Source organism: Pseudomonas putida (assembly GCF_028682635.1).
Taxonomy (GTDB): domain Bacteria; phylum Pseudomonadota; class Gammaproteobacteria; order Pseudomonadales; family Pseudomonadaceae; genus Aquipseudomonas; species Aquipseudomonas putida_AE.
On sequence record NZ_JANHLK010000005.1, the window covers coordinates 97634 to 122141 of the forward strand.

The 24508-nt window shown below is 61.1% G+C and carries 22 protein-coding genes; 10 read left to right on the plus strand and 12 right to left on the minus strand.

Annotation, left to right across the window (positions count from 1 at the left end; translation table 11 throughout):
* The first annotated feature begins 2 nt into the window (after positions 1 to 2).
* The 9 genes from murD (at position 3) to lpxC (ending at position 10487) form a co-directional block, all read left to right on the plus strand.
* Complete coding sequence (gene murD / locus NPS56_RS08150) at positions 3 to 1349, plus strand: UDP-N-acetylmuramoyl-L-alanine--D-glutamate ligase (RefSeq protein ID WP_274074207.1); 1347 nt, start codon at positions 3 to 5, stop codon at positions 1347 to 1349.
* Entirely contained in the window at positions 1346 to 2563 is a 1218-nt protein-coding gene (ftsW, locus tag NPS56_RS08155) for a putative lipid II flippase FtsW (RefSeq protein WP_274074208.1), read from the plus strand. The genes murD and ftsW overlap by 4 nt, the downstream gene beginning before the upstream one ends.
* On the plus strand, positions 2553 to 3623 hold the full coding sequence (gene murG / locus NPS56_RS08160) for an undecaprenyldiphospho-muramoylpentapeptide beta-N-acetylglucosaminyltransferase (protein ID WP_274074209.1): 1071 nt from the start codon (positions 2553 to 2555) through the stop codon (positions 3621 to 3623). The genes ftsW and murG overlap by 11 nt, the downstream gene beginning before the upstream one ends.
* Positions 3616 to 5076 carry a UDP-N-acetylmuramate--L-alanine ligase gene (gene murC, locus NPS56_RS08165; protein ID WP_046819014.1) on the plus strand — a complete coding sequence of 487 codons (1461 nt, stop codon included), beginning with the start codon at positions 3616 to 3618 and terminating at the stop codon, positions 5074 to 5076. The genes murG and murC overlap by 8 nt, the downstream gene beginning before the upstream one ends.
* Positions 5073 to 6047 (plus strand): D-alanine--D-alanine ligase, encoded by a 975-nt coding sequence (locus NPS56_RS08170; RefSeq protein WP_274074210.1) that lies wholly within the window; start codon positions 5073 to 5075, stop codon positions 6045 to 6047. The genes murC and NPS56_RS08170 overlap by 4 nt, the downstream gene beginning before the upstream one ends.
* 4 nt (positions 6048 to 6051) lie before the next feature.
* Positions 6052 to 6918: a cell division protein FtsQ/DivIB gene (locus NPS56_RS08175; RefSeq protein ID WP_274074211.1), complete on the plus strand. Its 867-nt coding sequence runs from the start codon at positions 6052 to 6054 to the stop codon at positions 6916 to 6918.
* A gap of 13 nt (positions 6919 to 6931) precedes the next feature.
* Entirely contained in the window at positions 6932 to 8191 is a 1260-nt protein-coding gene (ftsA, locus tag NPS56_RS08180) for a cell division protein FtsA (protein ID WP_008060298.1), read from the plus strand.
* Between the two features lie 78 nt (positions 8192 to 8269).
* Complete coding sequence (gene ftsZ, locus NPS56_RS08185; RefSeq protein ID WP_046819017.1) at positions 8270 to 9463, plus strand: cell division protein FtsZ; 1194 nt, start codon at positions 8270 to 8272, stop codon at positions 9461 to 9463.
* A gap of 112 nt (positions 9464 to 9575) precedes the next feature.
* Complete coding sequence (gene lpxC / locus NPS56_RS08190; RefSeq protein ID WP_008060300.1) at positions 9576 to 10487, plus strand: UDP-3-O-acyl-N-acetylglucosamine deacetylase; 912 nt, start codon at positions 9576 to 9578, stop codon at positions 10485 to 10487.
* A gap of 78 nt (positions 10488 to 10565) precedes the next feature.
* Here the strand turns inward: lpxC and NPS56_RS08195 are convergent, their stop codons facing one another.
* The 12 genes from NPS56_RS08195 to NPS56_RS08250 form a co-directional block, all read right to left on the minus strand.
* On the minus strand, positions 10566 to 12056 hold the full coding sequence (locus tag NPS56_RS08195) for a GGDEF domain-containing protein (protein WP_274074212.1): 1491 nt from the start codon (positions 12054 to 12056) through the stop codon (positions 10566 to 10568).
* A 120-nt stretch (positions 12057 to 12176) separates the two neighbouring features.
* The gene (locus tag NPS56_RS08200; protein WP_414920979.1) at positions 12177 to 13439 is read right to left on the minus strand and encodes an OprD family porin; all 1263 of its coding nucleotides are present in this window, start codon (positions 13437 to 13439) and stop codon (positions 12177 to 12179) included.
* 249 nt (positions 13440 to 13688) lie between these two features.
* Positions 13689 to 13910 carry a hypothetical protein gene (locus tag NPS56_RS08205; RefSeq protein ID WP_274074214.1) on the minus strand — a complete coding sequence of 74 codons (222 nt, stop codon included), beginning with the start codon at positions 13908 to 13910 and terminating at the stop codon, positions 13689 to 13691.
* A gap of 272 nt (positions 13911 to 14182) precedes the next feature.
* Positions 14183 to 15547: a heavy metal sensor histidine kinase gene (locus NPS56_RS08210; protein ID WP_274074215.1), complete on the minus strand. Its 1365-nt coding sequence runs from the start codon at positions 15545 to 15547 to the stop codon at positions 14183 to 14185.
* Entirely contained in the window at positions 15537 to 16214 is a 678-nt protein-coding gene (locus NPS56_RS08215; protein WP_175391038.1) for a heavy metal response regulator transcription factor, read from the minus strand. The genes NPS56_RS08210 and NPS56_RS08215 overlap by 11 nt, the downstream gene beginning before the upstream one ends.
* Before the next feature lie 9 nt (positions 16215 to 16223).
* Positions 16224 to 19337 (minus strand): multidrug efflux RND transporter permease subunit, encoded by a 3114-nt coding sequence (locus NPS56_RS08220; RefSeq protein WP_274074216.1) that lies wholly within the window; start codon positions 19335 to 19337, stop codon positions 16224 to 16226.
* Positions 19334 to 20494: an efflux RND transporter periplasmic adaptor subunit gene (locus NPS56_RS08225; RefSeq protein ID WP_274074217.1), complete on the minus strand. Its 1161-nt coding sequence runs from the start codon at positions 20492 to 20494 to the stop codon at positions 19334 to 19336. Before NPS56_RS08225 ends, NPS56_RS08220 begins: the two co-directional genes overlap by 4 nt.
* A 105-nt stretch (positions 20495 to 20599) precedes the next feature.
* A complete protein-coding gene (locus tag NPS56_RS08230; protein WP_274074218.1) occupies positions 20600 to 20914 on the minus strand; it encodes a hypothetical protein in 315 nt (104 codons plus the stop codon).
* 87 nt (positions 20915 to 21001) lie between these two features.
* Positions 21002 to 21460 (minus strand): GNAT family N-acetyltransferase, encoded by a 459-nt coding sequence (locus NPS56_RS08235; RefSeq protein ID WP_274074219.1) that lies wholly within the window; start codon positions 21458 to 21460, stop codon positions 21002 to 21004.
* A 27-nt stretch (positions 21461 to 21487) separates the two neighbouring features.
* On the minus strand, positions 21488 to 22390 hold the full coding sequence (locus NPS56_RS08240; RefSeq protein WP_274074220.1) for a chemotaxis protein CheV: 903 nt from the start codon (positions 22388 to 22390) through the stop codon (positions 21488 to 21490).
* Positions 22391 to 22590: 200 nt separating this feature from the next.
* Positions 22591 to 23067, minus strand: coding sequence for a bacterioferritin (gene bfr / locus NPS56_RS08245; RefSeq protein ID WP_274074221.1), 477 nt, complete (start codon positions 23065 to 23067; stop codon positions 22591 to 22593).
* Between the two features lie 198 nt (positions 23068 to 23265).
* A complete protein-coding gene (locus NPS56_RS08250) occupies positions 23266 to 23484 on the minus strand; it encodes a bacterioferritin-associated ferredoxin (protein ID WP_008057530.1) in 219 nt (72 codons plus the stop codon).
* Positions 23485 to 23789: 305 nt separating this feature from the next.
* Here NPS56_RS08250 and NPS56_RS08255 point away from each other — a divergent pair, with 305 nt between their 5' ends.
* Positions 23790 to 24392 carry a peroxiredoxin gene (locus NPS56_RS08255; RefSeq protein WP_008057532.1) on the plus strand — a complete coding sequence of 201 codons (603 nt, stop codon included), beginning with the start codon at positions 23790 to 23792 and terminating at the stop codon, positions 24390 to 24392.
* The last annotated feature ends 116 nt before the right edge of the window (positions 24393 to 24508 follow it).

Sequence of the window (24508 nt, forward strand, 5' to 3'; positions counted from 1 at the left end):
CCGTGTCCCTGATCGCGTCTGACCACTTCCGCATCGTTGTCGGCCTCGGCAAGAGCGGCATGTCCCTGGTTCGCTTCCTGGCGAACCGGGGCGTGGCGTTTGCGGTGGCCGATACGCGGGAAAACCCGCCGGAACTGGCCACGCTCAAGCGTGACTACCCGCAGGTGGAAGTGCGTTGCGGCGAGCTGGACGTCGAGTTCCTGTGCCGTGCCGACGAGCTCTACGTGAGCCCCGGCCTGGCACTGGCGACCCCGGCCCTGCAGGCCGCTGCTGCCCGTGGCGTGAAATTGTCCGGCGACATCGAGCTGTTCGCGCGTAACGCGAAGGCGCCGATCGTGGCCATCAGCGGTTCCAACGCGAAGAGCACCGTGACCACACTGGTCGGCGAGATGGCGGCGGCGGCGGGCAAACGTGTCGCTGTAGGCGGCAACCTCGGTACGCCGGCGCTGGACCTGCTCAGCGACGACGTCGAGTTGTACGTGATGGAGTTGTCGAGTTTCCAGCTGGAAACCACCGATCAGCTCAACGCCGAAGTAGCGACCGTGCTCAACATCAGCGAAGACCACATGGACCGCTACAGCGGCCTGCCGGCCTATCACCTGGCCAAGCACCGGATCTTCCGTGGCGCCAAGCAGTTTGTGGTCAACCGTCAGGATGCCCTGAGCCGGCCGTTGATGGGCGAGGGCCAGCCGTGCTGGACCTTTGGCCTGACCAAACCGGATTTCAAGGCCTTCGGTATCCGCGAAGAAGGCGGCGAGAAGTACCTGGCCTTCGAATTCCAGAACCTGATGCCGGTGCGCGAATTGAAAGTTCGCGGCGCCCATAACCAATCCAACGCCCTGGCGGCATTGGCACTCGGTCACGCCGTCGGCTTGCCGTTCGACGCCATGCTCTCGGCGCTGCGCACCTTCGCCGGGCTCGAGCATCGTTGCCAATGGGTCCGCGACCTGGATGGCGTGGGTTACTACAACGACTCCAAAGCCACCAACGTCGGCGCCGCGCTGGCAGCCATCGAAGGCCTGGGTGCGGACATCGACGGCAAGATCGTGCTGATCGCCGGCGGCGACGGCAAGGGGGCCGAGTTCAAGGACCTGCGTGATCCGGTGGCGGCCAACTGCCGTGCCGTGGTCCTCATGGGCCGCGACTCCGACAAGATCGGCCAGGCCATCGGCGATGCCGTTCCGCTGATTCGTGCAGGCTCCCTGCTCGAAGCCGTCGCGCAATGCCGCGCCGCTGCCCGGCCGGGCGACGTGGTGCTGCTGTCGCCGGCGTGCGCCAGTTTCGACATGTTCAAGCACTACGAAGACCGTGGTCACCAGTTCGTCCAAGCCGTGGAGGAACTGGCATGAGTCTTCGGGGCATCATCAAGCCGTACCCATCGCCGCTGATCACCGGGCGCGGCATCGACCTCGACTTCCCGATGCTCGTCGGTTGCCTGACGCTGCTCGGCCTGGGGCTGGTGATGATTGCATCGGCCTCCACGGAAGTGGCGGCGGTGCAGTCCGGCAGCGCCCTGTACTACATGATTCGCCACCTGATCTACGTGGTGCTGGGCCTTGCTGCCTGCATCGTCACCATGATGATCCCGATCGCCACCTGGCAACGCCTGGGCTGGTTGATGCTGCTGGGGGCATTCGGTTTGCTGGTGATGGTGATCATTCCCGGGATCGGGCGTGAAGTGAACGGTTCGATGCGCTGGATCGGCTTCAGCTTTTTCAACGTCCAGCCTTCCGAGATCGCCAAGGTGTTCGTGGTGATCTACCTCGCCGGTTATCTGGTGCGTCGCCAGAAAGAAGTGCGTGAAAGCTGGATGGGTTTCTTCAAGCCGTTCATCGTGCTGCTGCCGATGGCGGGCCTGTTGCTGATGGAGCCGGACTTTGGTGCCACCGTGGTGATGATGGGTGCGGCGGCGGCGATGCTGTTCCTCGGCGGGGTCGGGCTGTTCCGGTTTTCCCTGATGGTGGTCCTGGCGGTCGGGGCGGTGGTGTTGCTGATTCAGATGCAGCCGTATCGAATGGCGCGTCTGACCAACTTTGCCGATCCGTGGGCCGACCAGTTCGGTGCCGGCTACCAGCTGTCCCAGGCATTGATCGCTTTCGGCCGCGGCGAATGGCTGGGCGTTGGCCTGGGCAACAGCGTGCAGAAGCAGTTCTACCTGCCGGAAGCCCACACTGACTTCGTGTTCTCGGTCCTGGCCGAAGAGCTGGGTGCCGTGGGTTCCCTGTGCACGGTGGCGCTGTTCGTCTTCGTTTGTATTCGTGGCATGTACATCGGCTTGTGGGCCGAGAAGGCCAAGCAGTTTTTCGCCGCCTATGTCGCCTACGGCCTGTCGTTCCTGTGGATCGGTCAGTTCCTGATCAACATTGGTGTGAACGTCGGCCTGCTGCCGACCAAGGGCCTGACGCTGCCGTTCCTCAGCTATGGCGGCAGTTCGTTGGTGATCTGCTGTGCCTGTCTCGGCTTGTTGCTGCGCATCGAGTGGGAGAGTCGAACCCACCTGGGCAGCGAAGAGATGGAGTTCCATGAGAGCGACTTCGCCGAGGAGCCGAACCATGGGCGCTAACGTATTGATCATGGCCGGCGGCACCGGGGGCCACGTGTTCCCGGCACTGGCCTGTGCCCGCGAATTCCAGGCCCGCGGTTACACCGTGCACTGGCTCGGGACGCCACGCGGTATCGAGAACGAATTGGTTCCGATGGCCGGTATCGAACTGCACCGGATCAACGCCAGCGGTTTGCGTGGCAAGGGCAAGCTGTCGCTGCTCAAGGCGCCGTTCATGTTGCTCAAATCGGTCTGGCAGGCGCGGGCGATCATTCGTCGTTTGCAGCCGGCTTGCGTGGTGGGCTTTGGCGGTTATGTGACCGGCCCTGGTGGTGTCGCAGCCAAACTGGCCGGTGTGCCGGTGATCGTTCACGAACAGAACGCCGTGGCGGGTACCGCCAATCGGTTGCTGGTGCCGTTGGCCGCCCGAGTCTGTGAAGCGTTCCCCGACACCTTTACCCTGTCGAGCAGCCGACGGACCACCGGTAACCCGGTGCGCACCGAGCTGTTCCTCGAAACACCGCGCCCGGCCCTGGCCGGTCGCAAGGCGCGTTTGCTGATCCTGGGCGGAAGCCTGGGCGCAGAACCGTTGAACAAGCTGCTGCCTGAAGCCCTGTCGCAAGTCGCCGTCGACCTGCGCCCGGAAGTGTTCCATCAGGCCGGTAAAAACCATGATGAAGTGACTGCGCAGCGCTACTTCGCGGCTGGCGTCGAGGCGCAAGTGCAGCCGTTCATCAAAGACATGGCCCAAGCCTATGGCTGGGCCGACCTGGTGGTATGTCGCGCAGGTGCGCTGACCATCAGTGAACTGGCCGCCGCCGGTCTGCCCTCGATGCTGGTGCCGTTGCCCCACGCGATCGACGATCACCAGACCCGCAACGCCGATTATTTGGCCCGTGAAGGCGCTGCCTTCCTGATGCCGCAAAGAACGACCGGTGCAGCGGATCTTGCCGCGCGCCTGACAGAGGTCCTGATGCAACCACAACGACTCAACGATATGGCCACTGCGGCCCGCCGCCTGGCCAAACCCGATGCCACCCGTAACGTGGTCGATACCTGCCTGGAGGTGGCCCATGGTTGAGAATCAGAAAGCCATGCCGCAACCGGAAATGCGCCGCATCCGGCGCATCCACTTCGTCGGGATCGGCGGCGTGGGCATGTGCGGGATTGCCGAAGTGTTGCTGAACCTGGGCTATGAAGTGTCCGGTTCCGACCTGAAGGCTTCGCCGGTCACCGAGCGCCTGGAATCGTTCGGTGCGCAGATTTTCATCGGTCACCGCGCCGAGAATGCCGCGGCTGCCGACGTGCTGGTGGTGTCCAGTGCCGTGAACACTTCCAACCCGGAAGTCGCCACCGCGCTGGAGCGTCGTATTCCAGTAGTGCCCCGTGCAGAAATGCTGGCTGAGCTGATGCGCTACCGCCACGGCATCGCCGTCGCCGGTACCCACGGCAAAACCACCACCACCAGCCTGATCGCCTCGGTGTTCGCCGCCGGTGGCCTGGACCCGACGTTCGTCATCGGTGGCCGCCTGAATGCCGCGGGCACCAATGCCCAGCTCGGCACCAGCCGCTACCTGATCGCCGAAGCCGACGAAAGCGACGCCAGCTTCCTGCACCTGCAGCCACTGGTGGCCGTGGTCACCAACATCGACGCCGACCACATGGCGACCTACGACGGTGACTTCAACAAACTGAAGAAAACCTTCGTCGAGTTCCTCCACAACCTGCCGTTCTATGGTTTGGCGGTGGTGTGCCTGGACGATCCGGTGGTGCGTGAAATCCTGCCGCTGGTCAAGCGTCCGACCGTCACCTACGGCTTCGGCGAAGACTGCGACGTGCGCGCTATCAATGTGCGCCAGCAAGGCATGCAGACCTTCTTCACCGTGCTGCGCCCAGACCGCGAGCCGCTGGATGTTTCGGTGAACATGCCGGGCAACCACAACGTACTGAACTCGCTGGCGACCATCTGCATCGCCACCGACGAAGGCGTCAGCGATGAAGCCATCGTCCAGGGCCTGTCCGGGTTCCAGGGGGTTGGCCGACGCTTCCAGGTCTACGGCGAACTGCCGGTGGACGGCGGCAACGTGATGCTGGTGGACGACTACGGTCACCACCCGACCGAAGTCGCGGCTGTGATCAAGGCCGTCCGCGGTGGCTGGCCGGAGCGTCGCCTGGTGATGGTTTACCAGCCGCACCGTTACAGCCGTACCCGCGACCTGTACGACGATTTCGTCAATGTACTGGCCGACGCCAACGTCCTGCTGCTGATGGAAGTCTACCCGGCCGGTGAAGAGCCGATTCCGGGCGCCGACAGCCGCAAGCTGTGCAACAGCATCCGCCAGCGCGGGCAGCTCGACCCGATCTACATCGAGCGCGGAGTCGACCTCGCGCCGCTGGTCAAGCCGCTGCTGCGTGCCGGCGACATCCTGCTGTGCCAGGGCGCCGGCGATATCGGCGGTCTTGCACCGAAACTGTTGAAAAGTGAGTTGTTCGCCGGTGCCGTTGCTGCGCCGGAGAAGGGGAAGTTGAAATGACTGCTGCCTACGCCAACCTCGTCAGCACCGTCGCGCCGAAAGACTTCGGCCGCGTCGCCGTGCTGTTCGGCGGCAAGAGTGCCGAACGCGAAGTGTCGTTGAAGTCGGGCAATGCCGTTCTGGATGCGCTGCAAAGCGCAGGCGTGGACGCGTTTGGCCTCGACGTCGGCGATGACCTGCTGCAGCGTCTGCTGAACGAAAAGATCGACCGCGCCTTCATCATCCTCCACGGCCGTGGCGGTGAAGACGGCAGCATGCAGGGCCTGCTCGAGTGCCTGGGGATTCCCTACACCGGCAGCGGCATCCTCGCCTCGGCACTGGCCATGGACAAGCTGCGCACCAAGCAGGTCTGGCACAGCCTGGGCATTCCGACGCCACGTCACGCAGTGCTGAGCAGCGAAGCCGATTGTATTTCGGCGGCGACGGAACTGGGCTTCCCTTTGATCGTCAAACCGGCCCATGAAGGTTCGAGTATCGGGATGGCCAAAGTGAGTTCCGCGTCTGAGTTGATCGACGCCTGGAAAGCGGCCAGTACCTACGATTCGCAAGTGTTGGTCGAGCAATGGATTCACGGTCCGGAGTTCACCATCGCCACCCTGCGTGACCAGGTGTTGCCGCCAATCGCCCTGGGCACGACGCACAGTTTCTACGACTACGACGCCAAGTACATCGCCAACGATACCCAGTACCGCATTCCGTGCGGCCTGGACAGCGCCAAGGAAAAGGAACTCATGGACCTCACGGCGAAAGCCTGTGAAGCGCTGGGTATCGCCGGTTGGGGCAGGGCGGACGTGATGCAGGACGCCGAAGGGCAGTTCTGGTTCCTGGAAGTCAACACGGCACCGGGCATGACCGATCACAGCCTGGTGCCGATGGCGGCCCGCGCTGCCGGCCTGGATTTCCAGCAATTGGTTCTGGCCATTCTGGCCGCCAGCGTTCCCGCTGCCGGCACCGAAGAGCCGCGAGGTTAATACCATGCAAGGCGCACAGTTGAGACATCAGCCACCCGCACCCGGCCGCAAGCCGGTGCCGCGGGGTGCCAGCCGAATGGTGGCCAAAGAGCCGATGTCCGCGCGCCTGCCGAAAGCCAACTTCGGTGTTCTCAAAGCCTTGTTCTGGCCGGTGCTGCTGGTCGCGTTGGGGTTCGGTACCTACGAAGGCGCGCAGCGTTTGTTGCCGTACGCCGACCGTCCGATCACCAGGATCGCGGTGCAGGGCGACCTGAGCTACATCAGCCAGCAGGCGGTACAGCAGCGAATCGCCCCGTTCGTGGCGTCGAGCTTCTTCACCATCGACCTGGCGGGCATGCGCACCGAGCTTGAAACCATGCCATGGATTGCCCATGCCGAAGTGCGCAGGGTGTGGCCGGACCAGGTGGTGATTCGCCTGGAAGAACAATTGCCGGTGGCCCGTTGGGGCGACGAATCGCTATTGAACAACCAGGGGCAGGCGTTTACCCCGCGCGAGCTGGCCAATTACGAACACTTGCCGCAGTTGTTCGGTCCGCAGCGGGCCCAGCAGCAAGTGATGCAGCAATACCAGGTACTGAGCCAGCTGCTCAGGCCATTGGGCTTCTCGATTGCGCGCCTGGAGTTGCGCGAACGAGGCAGCTGGTTCCTGACGACCGGCCCTGGCAGTGCCGGGCCCGGGATCGAACTGCTGCTGGGACGCGGCAACCTGGTAGAGAAGATGCGCCGTTTCATTGCCATCTATGACAAGACGCTCAAAGAACAGATTACGAACATTGCGCGCATCGATCTGCGCTACGCCAACGGCCTCGCTGTTGGCTGGCGGGAACCAGTAGCGCCTACGACAGCCCAACCCGCTGTCGCGAAGAATTAAGAGAGGCAGGACCATGGCAAACGTGCAAAGCGGCAAAATGATCGTCGGTCTCGATATCGGCACCTCCAAGGTGGTGGCGCTGGTCGGCGAGGTCGCGGACGACGGCACGCTGGAAATCGTCGGGATCGGCACCCACCCGTCCCGTGGCCTGAAGAAGGGCGTGGTGGTGAACATCGAGTCCACCGTGCAGTCGATCCAGCGCGCCATCGAAGAAGCGCAGCTGATGGCCGGCTGCCGCATCCACTCGGCATTTGTCGGCGTGGCCGGCAACCACATCCGCAGCCTGAACTCCCACGGCATCGTGGCGATTCGTGATCGCGAAGTCAGCTCGGCCGACCTCGAGCGTGTGCTCGACGCCGCCCAGGCCGTGGCGATCCCGGCTGACCAGCGGGTGCTGCACACCTTGCCGCAGGATTACGTGATCGATAACCAGGAAGGCGTCCGCGAGCCATTGGGCATGTCCGGTGTACGCCTGGAAGCCAAGGTCCACGTGGTCACGTGCGCCGTCAACGCCGCACAGAACATTGAAAAATGCGTGCGTCGCTGCGGCCTGGAAATCGACGACATCATCCTCGAGCAACTGGCGTCCGCGTACTCGGTGCTGACCGACGACGAGAAAGAACTGGGCGTGTGCCTGGTGGACATCGGTGGCGGCACCACCGACATCGCGATCTTCACCGAAGGCGCGATCCGTCACACCGCGGTGATCCCGATCGCGGGCGACCAGGTGACCAACGACATCGCCATGGCGTTGCGCACCCCGACCCAGTACGCCGAAGAAATCAAGATCCGCTACGCCTGTGCCCTGGCCAAACTGGCCGGCGCCGGTGAAACCATCAAGGTGCCAAGTGTTGGCGACCGTCCGCCGCGCGAGCTGTCCCGCCAGGCCCTGGCCGAAGTGGTCGAGCCGCGTTACGACGAGCTGTTCACGCTGATCCAGGCTGAGCTGCGTCGCAGTGGCTACGAAGACCTGATCCCGGCCGGCATCGTGCTGACCGGCGGTACGGCGAAGATGGAAGGCGCCACCGAGCTGGCCGAGGAAATCTTCCACATGCCGGTGCGCCTGGGCGTGCCTCACGGCGTGAAAGGCCTGGATGACGTGGTGCGCAACCCGATTTATTCCACGGGCGTTGGCCTGTTGATGTACGGCTTGCAGAAGCAATCCGACGGCATCTCGTTCTCGGGTATCGGCAGCCGCGACAGCTTCAGCAACGAAGAACCCAAAGGCGCCTTGCTCGATCGCATCAAGAGCTGGGTCCAGGGCAATTTCTAAGATTTACCGCAACACCGCAACACCGTTGTAGATACAGGCAGTAGGCGAAAAAACTAGAGAACGTAAAGGAGAGGGAAAATGTTCGAACTCGTAGACAACATCCCCGCAAGCCCGGTGATTAAAGTTATCGGTGTTGGCGGTGGCGGCGGCAACGCCGTGAATCACATGGTCAAGAGCAACATTGAAGGCGTTGAATTCATCTGCGCCAACACTGATGCCCAGGCGCTCAAGAGCATTGGCGCGCGGACCATCCTGCAACTGGGTACCGGCGTGACCAAAGGTCTGGGCGCTGGCGCCAACCCTGAAGTAGGTCGTCAGGCCGCTCTCGAAGATCGTGAGCGCATTGCCGAAGTCCTGCAGGGAACCAACATGGTGTTCATCACCACGGGCATGGGCGGTGGTACCGGTACCGGTGCTGCGCCGATCATTGCCGAAGTGGCCAAGGAAATGGGGATCCTCACCGTTGCGGTGGTGACCCGTCCGTTCCCGTTCGAAGGTCGCAAGCGCATGCAGATCGCCGATGAAGGCATCCGCCTGCTGTCGGAAAGCGTCGACTCGTTGATCACCATTCCCAACGAGAAGCTGCTGACCATCCTCGGTAAGGACGCAAGCCTCTTGTCGGCTTTTGCCAAGGCTGACGATGTTCTGGCCGGTGCCGTTCGCGGTATCTCCGACATCATCAAGCGTCCGGGCATGATCAACGTCGACTTTGCCGACGTGCGTACCGTGATGAGCGAAATGGGCATGGCGATGATGGGCACTGGCTGCGCCAGCGGTCCGAACCGTGCACGCGAGGCCACCGAAGCGGCCATTCGCAACCCGTTGCTCGAAGACGTGAACCTGCAAGGTGCACGCGGCATCCTGGTGAACATCACCGCCGGTCCTGACCTGTCCCTGGGTGAGTACTCCGACGTGGGTAGCATCATCGAAGCCTTCGCTTCCGAGCACGCCATGGTCAAGGTCGGTACCGTTATCGATCCGGACATGCGCGACGAGCTGCACGTGACTGTCGTTGCGACCGGTCTTGGCGCTAAAATCGAGAAGCCGGTGAAGATCATCGACAATACCGTGCACACGTCGATGGCTTCCCAGCCGCAACAACAGGCCCCTGTTCGTCAGGAAGCTCCAGCGGTGAACTACCGTGACCTGGACCGTCCGACCGTCATGCGCAACCAGGCCCAGGCCGGTGCTGCGACTGCCGCGAAGATGAATCCGCAAGATGATCTGGACTACCTGGACATCCCGGCCTTCCTGCGTCGTCAGGCCGATTGATGAAATGTATCAGGGCTATGAAGTTGATTGGTGTTCAGCAAAGGCATGGTCTGCTATCATCGCCAGCCTTTGTTGATACCAGTTCGCAATTTGCGCTGAAGCGGCCCAAGCCATGATTAAACAACGCACACTGAAAAATATTATCCGTGCCACAGGTGTAGGTCTGCACTCCGGGGAGAAGGTATACCTGACCCTCAAGCCTGCGCCGATCGACACCGGCATTGTGTTTTGTCGTGCCGACCTCGATCCTGTGGTGCAGATCCCTGCACGCGCGGAAAACGTTGGCGAAACCACCATGTCGACCACGCTGGTCAACGGTGACGTCAAAGTGGACACGGTGGAGCACTTGCTCTCGGCCATGGCTGGCCTGGGCATCGATAACGCCTACGTCGAGCTCTCCGCGTCCGAAGTGCCAATCATGGATGGTAGCGCTGGACCTTTCGTATTCCTGATTCAGTCGGCTGGCCTGGAAGAACAGGACGCCGCGAAGAAGTTCATCCGCATCCTGCGGGAAGTGACTGTGGAAGACGGCGACAAGCGCGCCACTTTCGTCCCTTTCGAAGGTTTCAAGGTGAGCTTCGAGATCGATTTCGATCACCCGGTTTTCCGTGACCGCACACAAAGTGCAAGCGTGGATTTTTCCAGCACTTCGTTCGTAAAAGAAGTCAGCCGCGCCCGTACCTTTGGTTTCATGAGTGACATCGAGTACCTGCGCAAGCACAACCTCGCACTCGGCGGCAGCGTTGAAAACGCCATTGTGGTCGACGCTGATGGTGTACTGAACGAAGACGGCCTTCGCTATGAAGACGAGTTCGTGAAGCACAAGATCCTCGATGCAATTGGTGACCTCTACCTGCTGGGCAATAGCCTGATTGGCGAGTTCAAGGGCTTCAAGTCCGGCCACGCACTGAACAACCAGCTGCTGCGCAAGTTGATTGAGCAGACAGATGCCTGGGAAGTCGTGACGTTCGAAGATGCCAGCACCGCACCGATCTCTTACATGCGCCCTGTTGCGGCCGTGTAAGTAAAAAACCTCTCTAGTTTTTTAAGGGCTGCCTTCGGGCGGCCTTTTTTTATGTCTGTCGATCTTGCTCGCCGCTCGCTACAACGCCACCACCCGATTGCGTCCCGTCTCCTTGGCCTGGTACAGCGCCTTGTCCGCGGCAAACATCAGCACCTCCAGGTTGATGTCGCTGCAGGCGTTCCAGGTGCTGATGCCAATGCTCACGGTCATCGGCGAGTCGGCGCCGTCGATCAATGGAAGCTGTTCGACGGCCTCTCGAATGTGCTCGGCGATCAGTTGCGCGCCCGCCATGTCGGTTTCCGCCAGGACCACCGAAAACTCCTCGCCACCGTAGCGCGCGACCAGGTCGGTCGGCCGCCGCACGTGGCTGCGCAACACCTGGGCCACTGTGCGCAAGGCCTCGTCACCGGCTTGATGGCCATGGCGGTCGTTGAAGGCCTTGAAGTGATCGGCGTCGATCATCAGTAACGACAATGGCTTGCCGGAACGTTGGGCGCGAAACCATTCATGGCGCAACGTCTGGTCCAGCGTCCGGCGGTTGGCCAGGCCGGTCAGCGCGTCGGTGGCGGCCAGTTGCGCCAGTTCCAGTTCGGCATGGTGGCGCAGGCGCAGTTCGCGGCAGAGCAGCCAGGTCAGCCACAGCAGGCACGCACACAGGGCAATGGTCGCCAGGCTGACCACCAACGCCGTGCGTTGCCACGAATCGAACACTTCTGCGCCCGACAGCGCCACGATGACAATCAGCGGCAGATTGCCCACCTGGGAAAAAGTGTAGAGCCGCTGGTCTTGATAACGACTGGAGACACTGCTGAAGCTGCCGTTGCCTTCCTTGACGATGCGCTGGAAGTTGGGACGGGTACTGAAGTCGGTGCCGGTCAGGTCTTCGCCCAGGCGAGGGACCTGGGCCAACAGGATTCCATCCTTGTTGATCAGGCTGATCGAGCTGTCGGGACCGATGTTCAGGCTGTTGAACAGCTGTTCGAAGTAGCTCAGGCGCATGGCCGCCTCGGCGACGCCAAGGAACTCGCCTTGAGCGCCACTAATCCGGCGACTGAAGCTGATGCGCCATTCGTTGTTGGCCATCCGGGAGCGAAAAGGCCGGCTGATGAACATGCCCGGGTCGCTGTTGTTCACGTGGGTCTGAAAGTACTCGCGGTCGGCAAAGTTGCCTGCCCTGGGTTCTCGTGAAGCCGAGTCGGCGAGCACGTTACCCTCCCGATCGAGCAACAGAATGTCACCCTTGTAGGGGGCCGCAGTGGCGCGATCGAACAAGGCCAGATGACGGATCTGCGGGGAGACCTGCATGAGGTCTTCACGTCGTGAGGCTGCGATCAAGCCGAGTAGGGACACGTCGTAGAGCTCGACGTTGCGCAGGACGTCGGCTTCGATCAATTGCACGATGTTGGAGGCGGAGCGGCTGGCTGACAGTTCGGCATTGGCGCGTTCACGCACCAGCAGAAACGCGACAATGCTGAGGATGGCAAGCACCAGCAACACGCTGCCGAGCATCACCAGCCGCTCGGATTGCCTGGATCGGGTTGTTGGGTGAGTTGTCGCGCGCTCGCTCATGGTTCTGGCTTCTGCTGTCTAGACGTCGGGGACATTCTTTGACAAGAATCGGGCAGCGTCCCGGACACCCGGATAAAAAAAAGGCCAGCAAAACCTGCCGGCCTTTTTGTTTATAGAAGCTTAGAAGACATTGAGCGGGTAGTCGAAAATCACCCGGTACTCGTCGGTGTCCTGGTCCAGTGCCCCATAGCCGTTGCCGCCGCGGTTGGTTGCCCATTGCAGACGCAGTGCCAGGTTCCTGGCCTGGCCGGCCTGGACCACATACTTGAGTTCGACGTCGCGCTCCCAGTGCCGGGCATTCTTGCCGTCGGCGCTGTACCACGCGCTATACCCGGGGCTGTCGGGATCGACCTTGGTCAGGTCCAGTTCGCCTCGGGACCAGGACAGCGCCGAAGTCAGACCCGGCAGGCCGAGTCCGACAAAGTCATAGGCGTACTTGAGTTTCCATGAGCGTTCGTTCGGGCCGTTGAAGTCCGAGTATTGCTGGGAGTTGTCGAGGAAGACGCTGTCGCCCTGGCTGATGTAGTCGAACGGCGTATTGCCGTTGACCCGCTGGTAAGCGGCAGTGACGCTGTGATTGCCCACGCCCACAGTGAAATGCAGGCTGTAGGTGTTGTTGTCGATGCGGCCGAGCAGCGCATCGCCGGTGTCTTGCGTGTGATAGAAGTGCAGGCCCGGGTTGAGGCTGACAACCTCGTTGAGCGCATAGGTGTAATCGAGGTCGTAGTAGTACTGGTTCCAGATGTCCTTGAGCTCGGCGGCATACAGGCTGCTGGTCAGGCCTGGCAAACCGCTCCAGGCCACGCCGGCCCAATTGAGATGCTGGCTCTCGTCACCCTCCGGCAGGCTGCCATAGGAAGTGCCGATGCGGATGTGGCCGCTTTGGTTATAGGGTTTGGTGAAGCTCGCCTGACCCCCTTCGATCAACCAGCCATCAAGGCTGTGGTTGCTCAGGCTGACGCCGCGAAAGGTCTGGGGCAGCATGCGGGTTTCACCGCCGGCAATCACCGGGTTGGTGAGGAACAGGTCGCCGGCCTTCAATTCGGTATCGAAGGCGCGCATTTTCAAGGTGCCGCCTGCGGTGGAAAACGAGCGCGGTGCTTTGCCGTTGCCATCGCCGACCGGCAGGATGCTCGAATTGTCCGTGCCGCCGCCACCGTCGAGCTTGAGCCCGAGCATGGCATGGGCATCGATGCCGAACCCGACCGTGCCTTCGGTGAAGCCAGACTCGAAGATGCCGAGAAAACCCTGGCCCCATTCAATGTTGTCGTCTGCCTGCTGCAGGCGGTTGCGGTTCATGTAGTAGTTGCGTGCGTTGAGTGTGAGGCTGGCGTCTTCGGTGAAACCTTGGGCAGCATCGGCAGCGTGAGTATTAGTGGCCATCGTTGCAGCGACTGCAACGAACAGCGCAGGGGAACTGAGTGGGAAACGCACGGGGGGTAAAGCTCCTGGGTCAGCGGGGGAACATCATTGTTCTTGCAGTTGCAGCGGTTTTTTTTGGAGCGGGGAGGACGCAGCGGGTTGTAAAACCACAACGAAAAAAAGCCGCTGATGGCAGCGGCTTTGAAGACAACTTTTCATTGGGAAGAGCCGATGGAAAGTGTCGAGGGAAACTGGAGCGATGCGCGCAAATCAGCTGTCTTTTTCAGCCTGCTTGACCTGAATGCTCGACGCTTGTGGGGCTTGGGTGGCCTCCTGGGCTTTGGCGGTCATCTCGATCTGGTGCTCTTCGTAAGCGGCGGCTCGGGCGGCATTTTGCGCGACGAAGGCCTGCGACTCTTCGGCCATGGCGAACGGAGACAGGAACAGAGAAGACAGAACGAAAGCGCTGGCAATACCCATACTGTTGGACATCTTTTAAACCTTCTTGCTTGGCAAGTGCTGTTTGGTGCGGGCAAAGATAAGGGGCTTGGGAGAAAGGAAAAAGAGCGGATTCATGAAAGGACTGTTACGCAAAGAGCAAAGATCGCTCGTGGCTGTACCCGATCCACTGTAGGAGCCGGCTTGCTGGCGATGGCGATCCCATCGAAGCCATCGCCAGCAAGCCGGCTCCTACAGATCGGTGTCACAGCACAAATCCAACACACCCCGCAAATCCTCTGTCATGCCACAATCCATTGCGGCCGTCAGACCGGCAAATGCATACCAAAGGTATTCATCCCATGGTCACTGCGCACGAACACATCCCCGCCATGCATCAGGGCAATCGCCTTGACGATGGCCAGCCCCAACCCGTGGTTGTTGCCGCTGTTGGCGCGTGAGGCATCGACCCGGTAGAAGCGCTCGAACAGGCGCGGCAGATGCTCGCTGGAAATGGGTACGCCCGGGTTCGCCACGCCGATGCTGACCTGGTGCTCGCCGGCTTCGATCCGTACCTCGATGATTTGTCCGGGGCTGGTGTGCTGCACGGCGTTGTTGAGCAGGTTGATCAAGGCCCGGCGCAGGTGGGCGATCTCGATTCGCACCAGGGCATCGCCGCTGACCTGAACCCGTACCTGGGCATCCTCGAGAATGAAATCCAGGTATTCCAGAGTCGTGGCCACTTCCTCCGCCAGCGAGGTGGACGTCAGTTTGGTGGCCTTGCTGCCCTGGTCGGCGCTGGCCAGGAACAGCATGTCGTTGATGATCGAGCGCAGTCGCTCGAGCTCTTCAAGGTTCGATTGCAGCACCTCGAAATAATGCTCTGCCGAGCGCCCGCGCGTCAGGGCGACCTGGGTCTGGCCGATCAGGTTGGTCAGCGGCGAGCGCAGTTCATGGGCGACATCGGCGTTGAACGATTCCAGTCGCGAGTAGGCCTGTTCGACCCGCTCCAGCGTCGAGTTGAACGAGTCGACGAACTGATTCAGTTCCGGCGGCAGCGATGACAGGCGCAAGCGGCCTGAACGCAACGGCGGGGCCAGGCGCTGGGCTTCCTGGGACAGTTTGATCAGCGGCTTGAGCCCGATCCGCGCCACCCAGTAACCCAGCGCCGAGGCCATCAGTACGCCGATGACCGCCAGGCTGACCAGGGCGATCAGCAACTGGTGCTGGGTATGGAAAAACGTTTCGGTATCGATGCCGATCATGAAGCGCAGGGGCGGGCGCTGGTCCTTGGCCGGGAATTGGCTGACCAGCACCTTCAGCGGGTAGGGCTGATCCGCCAGTTGCATGTCGCGCATGCCCAGCGGCCCTGCGGCAAAGGCACGGATGCTCGGTGTAGGATTGCCGTATTCGTAGTTCGGATCGCCGCTGACGATCCAGAAACTGATGCGCTTGTCTTCTTCGCCGAGCAGCTTGAGCTTGTTATTGATCTTCACCCAATGCTCGGGCGTGCCAAAGCGGCCGACGGTGGATTCGAGCACGCTGTAGCGCGCATCGAGTTCCGCTTCGGGCAGCAGGCCAAGGCCTTTGTCGACCTGTTGGTACAACGCCCAACCGATCAACAGGAACACCAGCAGCGCCACCAGGGTGAACATCCCGCTCAGGCGCAGGGCAATCGAATTACTGGACACCCCGGCTCTCCAGCACATAACCCATGCCACGAATCGTGTGCAGCAGTTTCTCTTCGAACGGCCCGTCGAGCTTGGCCCGCAGGCGTTTGATCGCGACCTCGACGACGTTGGCGTCGCTGTCGAAATTGATGTCCCAGACCATTTCGGCGATGGCGGTTTTCGAGAGGATTTCACCCTGGCGACGGGCCAGCACGCTGAGCAGCGAGAACTCCTTGGCGGTCAGATCCAGGCGCGTACCGGCGCGGGTGGCCTTGCGGCTGATCAGATCTATCCACAGGTCGGCGATGCTCACTTGCACCGGTTCGTGGCCACCGCTGCGTCGGGTCAGCGCCTGCAGGCGGGCCACCAGTTCGAGGAAGGAAAACGGTTTTCCCAGGTAATCGTCGGCACCGTCACGCAGGCCCCTGATGCGGTCTTCCACCCGTTCGCGGGCGGTGAGCATGATCACCGGGGTCTGCTTGCGCGCGCGCAGGGCGCGCAACACACCGAATCCGTCCAGGCCCGGCAGCATGACGTCGAGGACGATCACCGCGTAGTCGCTTTCCAGCGCCAGGTGCAGGCCTTCCACGCCATCGCGGGCCAGGTCCACGGTGTATCCCTGTTCCGTCAGGCCGCGGTGCAGATAATCCGCGGTTTTTTCTTCGTCTTCGATAATCAGGACGCGCATGACCCCGCCTCAGTCTGTGGTCGCCAACGCCGGTACCGGCGAAGCTGCTGGTGGGAGAGTTTGCCTATGAAATAAACGCTCCAGCCACAAGTATATGACCGGGGTGGTGAACAGCGTCAGTGCCTGGCTCACCAGCAAGCCGCCGACCACGGCGATCCCCAGGGGCTGGCGCAGTTCCGCGCCGGTGCCGTAGCCGAGCATCAGCGGCAGGGCGCCGAGCAGGGCGGCGAGGGTGGTCATGATGATCGGCCGGAACCGCGTGATACAGGCCTTGAAGATCGCCTCTTCCGGCGACAAACCACCGTTGCGCTGCGCTTCGAGGGCGAAGTCGATCATCAGGATGCCGTTTTTCTTGACGATGCCGATCAACAGCACCAGCCCGATCAGCGCCATGATCGAAAAGTCCTGGCCGCAGATCCACAGCATGATCACCGCGCCCAGCCCGGCCGAGGGCAGTGTCGAGATGATGGTCAGTGGATGCACGAAGCTCTCGTAGAGCACGCCGAGAATGATGTAAACCGCCACCAGCGCCGCCAGAATCAACCATGGCTGGCTGGCCAGCGAACTCTGGAACGCCTGGGCCGCGCCCTGGAAATTACCGCTGATGGCGGTAGGCATGCCGATGTCTACCTTGGCCTGATTGAGCATGATCACCGCATCGCCCAACGCCACACCGGGTGCCAGGTTGAACGACAGGTTGGCAGCCGGGAACATGCCGTCATGGGCGATGGACAGCGGCCCCACCGTTGGCGCGTCGAATTTCGCCAGGGCCGACAGCGGCACCATTTCTCCACTCAGGGGCGAGCGCAGGTAGAAGTAGTTGAGGCTCTCGGCCTTGCCCCGTTGCCGGGTGTCCAGTTCCAGGATCACGTTGTACTGGTTGATCTGGGTCTGGAACTCGTTGATCTGGCGCTGGCCGAAGGCGTCGTACAGCGCTTCATCCACATCGCTGGCCGTCAGGCCAAAGCGTGCCGCGGCACTGCGGTCGATGGTGATATGGGTGATGCTGCCGCCCAGTTGCAGGTCGTTGGAAATGTCGCGGAAGGCCGGGTTGCCGCGCAGTTTTTCCGTCAGGCGCTGGGTCCAGGTGCTCAGGACAGCACCGTCGTTGCTCTTGAGCACGTACTGGTACTGGGCCCGGCTCGGGCCGGAGCTGAGGTTGATGTCTTGCCCGGCACGCAGGTACAGGACGATGCCCGGTACTTTCATCAATTGCGGGCGAATCCGGTCGATGAACTCGCTGGCTGACACATCACGGTCGCCGCGTTTTTTCAGGGCGATCCAGAAACGGCCGTTGGCGATGGTCTGGTTGCTGCCCGAGACGCCCACCGAGTGAGAGAACGCTTGAACCGCAGGATCAGCGGCGACGATTTCGGCCATCGCCAGGTGTTTTTTCACCATGTCGCCGTAGGAAATATCCGCAGCTGCTTCGGTGGTACCGAGAACGAAGCCTGTGTCCTGGATCGGGAAGAAGCCTTTAGGAATAAAGATGTATCCGGCGACCGCCAACACCAGCGACAAACCGAACACGCCAATCATCAATTTCTGGTGGGCGAGGGCACGGCGCAGGCCTTTTTCGTACCACGCCAGCAGGCGCTCGCCGAAGCCCGGTTTGTCGTGGGCGTGGTGCACGGGCGCGCGCATGAACAGCGCTGCCAAGGTGGGCGCCAACGTCAGGGACACCACCACCGAAATCATGATGGTCGAGGTGGCGGTCAGGGCGAACTCCTTGAACAGGCGTCCGACCACACCCCCCATGAACAGTAACGGAATGAACGCCGCCACCAGCGAGAAGCTGATCGACACCACGGTAAATCCGATCTCGCCGGCGCCCTTGATCGCGGCCTCGCGCATGCCGTCACCGGCCTCGAGATGGCGGTGGATGTTCTCCACCACCACGATCGCATCGTCCACCACAAAGCCCACGGCCACCACGATCGCCACCAGCGTCAGGTTGTTCAGGCTGAAACCCATGACGTACATCAGCGCAAAGCTGGCAATCAGCGACACACCGAGCACTGCCGACACGATCAGGGTGGCAGACAGTTGGCGCAGGAACAGCGCCATCACCGCCACCACCAGCAGCACGGCGATCATCAAGGTGATTTCCACCTCATGCAGCGAAGCGCGGATGGTCTGGGTGCGGTCGATCAGCACCTTGACCTGCACCGAGGCCGGCAACATCGCCTGCAACGCCGGCAGTGCGGCCTGAATACGATCCACGGTCTCGACGATGTTGGCGCCCGGCTGGCGGAAGATCACCAGGTTGACGCCCGGTTGCGAGCCCGCCCACGCCTGGACGTAGGCATCTTCCGAGCCGTTGACGACTTTCGCCACATCCTTGAGGTGAACCGGTGCCCCGTCCTTGTAGGAAACGATCAACTGGCTGTATTCGTCGGGGTGGAACAGTTGATCGTTGGTCGAAAGCGTCGAGATGCTCGATTCGCCGTACAGCGCGCCTTTGGCCAGGTTGAGGCTGGTCTGCTGGATCGCCAGGCGAATGTCTGCCAGGGTCAGGCCGATGGCGGCGAGTTTGTCGGCGGACACCTGGACCCGGATCGCCGGGCGCTGCTGCCCGGTGATGGACACCTGGCCGACGCCGTCGACCTGACTGAGTTGGCGGGACAACAGGGTTTCCGTCAGGTCGCTGAGTTCAGGGCCAGGCATCAGCGACGAGTTGACGCTGAGGATCAGCACAGGGCTGTCGGCCGGGTTGACCTTGCGCCAGGTCGGCAGGTTCGGCATGTCCTTGGGCAGTTTGCCTGCCGCGGTGTTGATGGCGGCCTGGACTTCCTGGGCCGCGGTGTCGATGCTTTTGTCGAGGGTGAATTGCAGGGTCAGGTTGGTCGAGCCCAGGGCGCTGCTCGAGGTCATTTGCGTCACGCCGGGAATGGCGCTGAACTGCACTTCAAGGGGCGTGGCCACGGATGACGCCATGGTTTCCGGGCTGGCACCAGGCAACTGGGCGGCCACCTGGATTGTCGGAAATTCCGCCTCCGGCAGCGGCGCGATAGGCAGGCGCGGAAACGCGATGACCCCCAGCAGCACCAGGGCAAATGTCAGCAGGATCGTGGCCACCGGGTGGTCGATGCACCAGGCGGATATCGAGCCGTGGCCTTTCATGGCGCCGCCTCCGATTGCACGACCTGCGGCGGTTCTGTCAGCACTTGCACCGTGGCGCCGGGCTTGAGCCGCGATTGACCGTCGCTGACCAGCACGTCACCCGGTTTCACCCCCTTGATGATGCTCTGGCCGCTGCCCTGGTAAACCATCTGTACCGGCACGGTTTCAACCTTGGTGCCGTTTACCCGGTAGACGAAGTGCTGATCGAGGCCACGCTGTACGACGGTGGGAGGTACCACCAGCGCATCCTTATCCAGCGCTGTCTGAATCTTTACCGTCACCAACAGGCCGGGCCAGAGTTTTTGTCCGGCGTTGCTGAATTCGGCCTTGGCGCGGATGGTGCCGGTATTGGCGTTGATCTGGTTGTCGATCAGGGTCAGGCGGCCTTCGCCCAGCAGGTTGCCGGTTTCGCCGTCGGTGTCGGCACCGATGTAGGCCTTGACCCTGGCCCGTTCCGGGTCGCTGATCAGGCCTTGCAGGGTCGGCAGCATTTGCTGCGGCAGGGAGAACTCCACGGCGATCGGGTCGATCTGGGTCACCGTAAACAGTCCTGAGGCGTCAGTCATGCGCAGGAAGTTGCCTTCGTCCACTGTGCGAATACCGACACGGCCACTGACCGGGGAGCGAATCTGCGTGTAGGACAACTGCACCTGGGCCGCGTCAATCGACGCCTGGTTGCCCTGGACGGTGGCCTTGAGCTGGTTGACCAACGCTTGTTGCTGGTCGTAGGTCTGTTTGGACACACCGTCGTCAACGCTCAATAGCTTGTAGCGCTTGAGGTTGACCTGGGCCACTTGCAGTTGCGCCTGGCTTTCGCCCAGTTGCGCCCTGGCCTGGTCCAGGCTGGCGCGGATCGATCGGTCGTCGATGGTGGCCAGCAGGTCGCCTTTGCTCACCAGTTGGCCTTCCTTGACCAGGATCCTGGTGAGGATGCCGTCGATCTGCGGTCGGACCACCACGCTGTGCAGCGACAGCACCGAGCCGATGCCGGTGACGTAGCGGGGCACGTCTTTTTCCACCACGTTGATCACGCGCACCGGGATGGCGGTCGGTGCGGCGACTTTAACCGTGGACGGTTTCATCAGGTACCACGCGCCCAGCGCCACCAGCACGATCAGAAAGGCTGCTAGAAGAACGGATTTTTTCTGGGTTCGCATGCGAGAGGGGCACCGGGTCGGGAAATGGAAGTGTTCGCAGCTTTGTCTTTCTACGTTATAGCCCCGTGACCCGGTCAGGAAAGTGACTGTTAACTGACAGCGGTGTCAGTTTGCACGTATGGAGTCCCACTCGGTCACGTAAGCCGTTTTGCTTTTCTTGTTGTAGAGGCACAGTTCGGTACCTTGCTGGCCTTTCATGTGCTTTTGCGGGTACTGGCCTTGCAGCAGCAGGGCGGTGTAGCCGACCCGATCATCGAATTGTGCGGCGTTGCCGACGGGTTTGGCGTTCGCCAGGTCGCTGGCCTTGGTGCAACTGGCGAGCACGGCCTTGTCGAAGGCGGCCCAGGCCTCGGGGCTGGAGGCGTAGGCCTGGGTGGCGAGGGCAGTGAGGCAGGCGAAGGTCAGGGTGACAGCTTTCATGGTTCAGGGATCCTTGGGCGGGGTTGGCCAAGGTGTGAGTATGCCTGAAGGCTTGGGGGGCGAACGCGCGGCTCGGCGAGGGACGGGTCAGACCGGAACCGGTTCCCGGCGCACCACATACATCCCGGCGCTTTCATACAACCGCTGTGCGCGAAGGTTGCCTTCCAGCACTTTCAGGTCGACGTAGCCTTCGCGCCGCCGTTGAAATTCGGTGAAGGCATTGAGCAGCAAGGCTCGCCCCAAGCCGCGGCCTTGAGCCCGTGGATGCACCACCAGACTCTTGATGTAGGCGCTGGTCCAGCACTGACAGACGCCCACGATACCCTGGGCATCCAGAGCGATGAAACACAATGTCGGATCATACTCAGGATCGGTTTCAAATCGCTGTTGCCATTCGTCCAGGCCCGGGACGCGGCCGCCGCCTTGCGCGTGACCCTGAGCCATCAAGCGATGAACTTCTTCTGCCTGTTCGGGACGATACCCGGTCAGGACGATTCCCGGGGGCCAGGTGATGGCGGGCACGGCTTCAGCGAGACAGCGGCGCATGAGAAAGCAGAATTGCTCGTCCAAGACTCAATGACCTTGTTCGGCCACAGCCTTGGCCGCGTCGATCAGGCACTTGGTCAGCTCCGGCGAAGAGAACTTGGTCAGCACCGCATTCGCGCCCGCAAGCCGCGCCTTTTCGCTGTTCATCGCACTGTCCAGGGACGTATGCAGCAGCACGTAGAGGTGCGCGAAATCCGGGGTTTCACGCAGGGTGCGGGTGAAGGCGTAGCCGTCCATTTCGGACATTTCGATATCGGAGACGATCAGGTTGATCTGCTCGGCGGTGCCTTGCAGGTCCAGCAGGCAGTCGATGGCTTCCTTGGCACTGCGCGCCGTGTGGCATTGCAGGCCCAGGTTGCGCAAGGTGTGCACCGATTGCTGCAGCGCGACCTGACTGTCATCGACCACCAGGATGCGCGCGCTGCCCAGGGTCTCGGCATCTTCCATGCTGAGCTCGGTCGGCGCCATGTCGATGGGCACCGGGGCGATGCCATGGATGACCTTTTCGATGTCCAGCACCTGCACCAGAGTGCCGTCCACCGAGGTGACGCCGGTGATGTACGAGCGCGAACCGCCAGAGCCGAAGGGGGGAGGACGGATGTCGGTGGTCAGGCAGTGCACGATCTTGCTCACCGCCTGTACATGCAAACCTTGCTTGGAGCGGCTGACGTCCGTGACGATCAGGCACCCACCATCAGGATCTGCCAGCGGGCGCTCACCGATGGCACGGCTGAGATCGATCACCGACAATGAAGTGCCGCGCAGGGTGGCGATGCCTTTGACGTGGGGATGCGCTTCGGGGAGTTTGGTCAGTGGCGGGCAAGGGATGATTTCACTGACTTTGAGCAGGTTGATCGCCATCAGCTTGCCACTGCGCAAGGTAAACAGCAGAAGCGAAAGTGAATCTGCGCGGGCTTTGGTGGAGGACATAAAAACCTTCTGTGGAAAAAGGTGGTGAGGCGATCCGTGGATCAGCCACAGCTATCGATGCCAGGTTATCGACTTGTGGGGGGCAGGCTTTAGGAAAATCCACCGGGACTGTTCAAACCCTCGCAAAATGAAACAAAAAAGCCCCGTCTCTTTAAAAGAGAGCGGGGCTTTGTTTTGCATCAAGACTGGCGCAGTAGAACTTACTCATCGTCGCCCATCTGCGATTGCAGGTAGTTCTCGATACCGATCTTGTCGATAAGACCCAGTTGGGTTTCCAGCCAGTCGATATGTTCTTCTTCGGATTCGAGGATATCTTCAAGCAGGTCACGGCTACCGAAGTCGCCGACTGTTTCGCAATGCGCGATCGCCGCTTTCAGGTCGGCATGGCCGGTCTTCTCGATACGCAGGTCACACTGGATCATTTCCTCGGTGTGCTCGCCGATCTGCAGCTTGCCCAGGTCCTGGACGTTCGGCAGGCCTTCAAGGAACAGGATGCGCTTGATCAGCTTGTCCGCGTGCTTCATCTCGTCGATGGATTCGTGGTACTCGTGCTTGCCGAGCTTGTTCAGGCCCCAATCTTCGTACATGCGTGCATGCAGGAAGTATTGATTGATCGCGACCAGCTCATTGGCAAGGATCTTGTTGAGATGCTGGATGACTGTAACGTCGCCTTTCATGATGGGGTCCTGCCCTGTATTAGCTGTCTATAAGGCAGAGTTTGAGCCGCACAACTAAGAGTGTCAAACCTAAGTTATTGAATAATAAATGAAAATTAATCGGAATAAGAATGTTTGTGTTCCGCGTCTAGAGCCTAAGCAATTGATTTTCAGGCATAAAAAAACCGGACATACGTCCGGTTCTTTGAAATAGGGTATTTACGCAGCGGTAAATTCAACAGGAAAAGGGATCGCCGCCTGGGCCGTTTGCAATTTGGTCAGGGTCTCGCGGACCACTTCCTTGGCCAGGCAGGCACATTTGCCGCATTGACTGGCAACGCCGGTGGCCTGGCGCACTTCCTTGTAGCTGCAGCATCCTTCATAGATCGCATCGCGGATTTGGCCGTCGGTGACGCCAGTGCAGAGGCAAACATACATAAGTGAAAACCGTCGCTGTTTATGTCTCGAATGCGATGGATCTTAATGTTAACGAGAATGATTGTCAAAGTGCTTTGGGAAGGGTTTTTGACAGGCCTGACGAACGGTTGACCAGCGACGCGCCGTCAACCGAAATACCCTTCGTCCTTTTTTACGCCCAGGGGAGAAACCGTTACGGACAGGTCAAAAACGCAGTGTATGATGGCCGGTCTTTTCGAAACGGGTTCGTGTCACAGGGCTGTCGCCTGAGGGTGGCAGGCTGACGCAAACCTTGTTCTTAACGCTTCTACACCAGGAGATATCCAATGAGCGTACTCGTAGGCAAACAAGCCCCTGACTTCACCGTACCGGCCGTACTCGGCAATGGCGAAATCGTGGACAGCTTCACCCTGTCGTCGGCCATCAAAGGCAAATACGGCCTGGTGTTCTTTTACCCACTGGACTTCACCTTCGTTTGCCCGTCGGAGCTGATCGCTCTGGACAACCGCATGTCCGAATTCAAGGCACGCAACGTTGAAGTGGTCGCTGTGTCGATCGACTCGCACTTCACCCACAACGCATGGCGCAACACCCCGGTAAACGATGGTGGTATCGGCGCAGTGCGTTACACCATGGCTGCCGACATCAAGCAGGAAATCATGAAGGCCTACGACGTTCAGTCCGCTGACGGCGTTGCTTTCCGTGGCGCGTTCCTGATCGACGACAAAGGCGTTGTCCGTTCGCAGATCATCAACGACCTGCCGCTGGGCCGTAACATGGAAGAGCTGCTGCGTCTGGTCGACGCTCTGCAATTCCACGAAGAACACGGCGAAGTTTGCCCTGCCAACTGGAAAAAAGGCGACAAAGGCATGAACGCTTCGCCAGAAGGCGTTGCGGCTTACCTGACCGAGCACGCTGCTGCGTTGTAAGGTACCAGGTACAAAAAAACCGGCCTCAGGGCCGGTTTTTTATGCGCGAAAAATGTCTGGAACCCTGTAGGAGCCGGCTTGCTGGCGATGCGATGGTAGCCGTTATGCCGCCATCG

Bases quoted from the DNA above. Each gene is read 5' to 3' on its own strand.
- ftsW (WP_274074208.1), top strand. From the start codon at position 1,346: ATGAGTCTTCGGGGCATCATCAAGCCGTACCCATCGCCGCTGATCACC.
- murG (WP_274074209.1), top strand. From the start codon at position 2,553: ATGGGCGCTAACGTATTGATCATGGCCGGCGGCACCGGGGGCCACGTG.
- murC (WP_046819014.1), top strand. From the start codon at position 3,616: ATGGTTGAGAATCAGAAAGCCATGCCGCAACCGGAAATGCGCCGCATC.
- NPS56_RS08170 (WP_274074210.1), top strand. From the start codon at position 5,073: ATGACTGCTGCCTACGCCAACCTCGTCAGCACCGTCGCGCCGAAAGAC.
- NPS56_RS08175 (WP_274074211.1), top strand. From the start codon at position 6,052: ATGCAAGGCGCACAGTTGAGACATCAGCCACCCGCACCCGGCCGCAAG.
- ftsA (WP_008060298.1), top strand. From the start codon at position 6,932: ATGGCAAACGTGCAAAGCGGCAAAATGATCGTCGGTCTCGATATCGGC.
- ftsZ (WP_046819017.1), top strand. From the start codon at position 8,270: ATGTTCGAACTCGTAGACAACATCCCCGCAAGCCCGGTGATTAAAGTT.
- lpxC (WP_008060300.1), top strand. From the start codon at position 9,576: ATGATTAAACAACGCACACTGAAAAATATTATCCGTGCCACAGGTGTA.
- NPS56_RS08195 (WP_274074212.1), bottom strand. From the start codon at position 12,056: ATGAGCGAGCGCGCGACAACTCACCCAACAACCCGATCCAGGCAATCC.
- NPS56_RS08200 (WP_414920979.1), bottom strand. From the start codon at position 13,439: ATGGCCACTAATACTCACGCTGCCGATGCTGCCCAAGGTTTCACCGAA.
- NPS56_RS08205 (WP_274074214.1), bottom strand. From the start codon at position 13,910: ATGTCCAACAGTATGGGTATTGCCAGCGCTTTCGTTCTGTCTTCTCTG.
- NPS56_RS08215 (WP_175391038.1), bottom strand. From the start codon at position 16,214: ATGCGCGTCCTGATTATCGAAGACGAAGAAAAAACCGCGGATTATCTG.
- NPS56_RS08220 (WP_274074216.1), bottom strand. From the start codon at position 19,337: ATGAAAGGCCACGGCTCGATATCCGCCTGGTGCATCGACCACCCGGTG.
- NPS56_RS08225 (WP_274074217.1), bottom strand. From the start codon at position 20,494: ATGCGAACCCAGAAAAAATCCGTTCTTCTAGCAGCCTTTCTGATCGTG.
- NPS56_RS08230 (WP_274074218.1), bottom strand. From the start codon at position 20,914: ATGAAAGCTGTCACCCTGACCTTCGCCTGCCTCACTGCCCTCGCCACC.
- NPS56_RS08235 (WP_274074219.1), bottom strand. From the start codon at position 21,460: ATGCGCCGCTGTCTCGCTGAAGCCGTGCCCGCCATCACCTGGCCCCCG.
- NPS56_RS08240 (WP_274074220.1), bottom strand. From the start codon at position 22,390: ATGTCCTCCACCAAAGCCCGCGCAGATTCACTTTCGCTTCTGCTGTTT.
- bfr (WP_274074221.1), bottom strand. From the start codon at position 23,067: ATGAAAGGCGACGTTACAGTCATCCAGCATCTCAACAAGATCCTTGCC.
- NPS56_RS08250 (WP_008057530.1), bottom strand. From the start codon at position 23,484: ATGTATGTTTGCCTCTGCACTGGCGTCACCGACGGCCAAATCCGCGAT.
- NPS56_RS08255 (WP_008057532.1), top strand. From the start codon at position 23,790: ATGAGCGTACTCGTAGGCAAACAAGCCCCTGACTTCACCGTACCGGCC.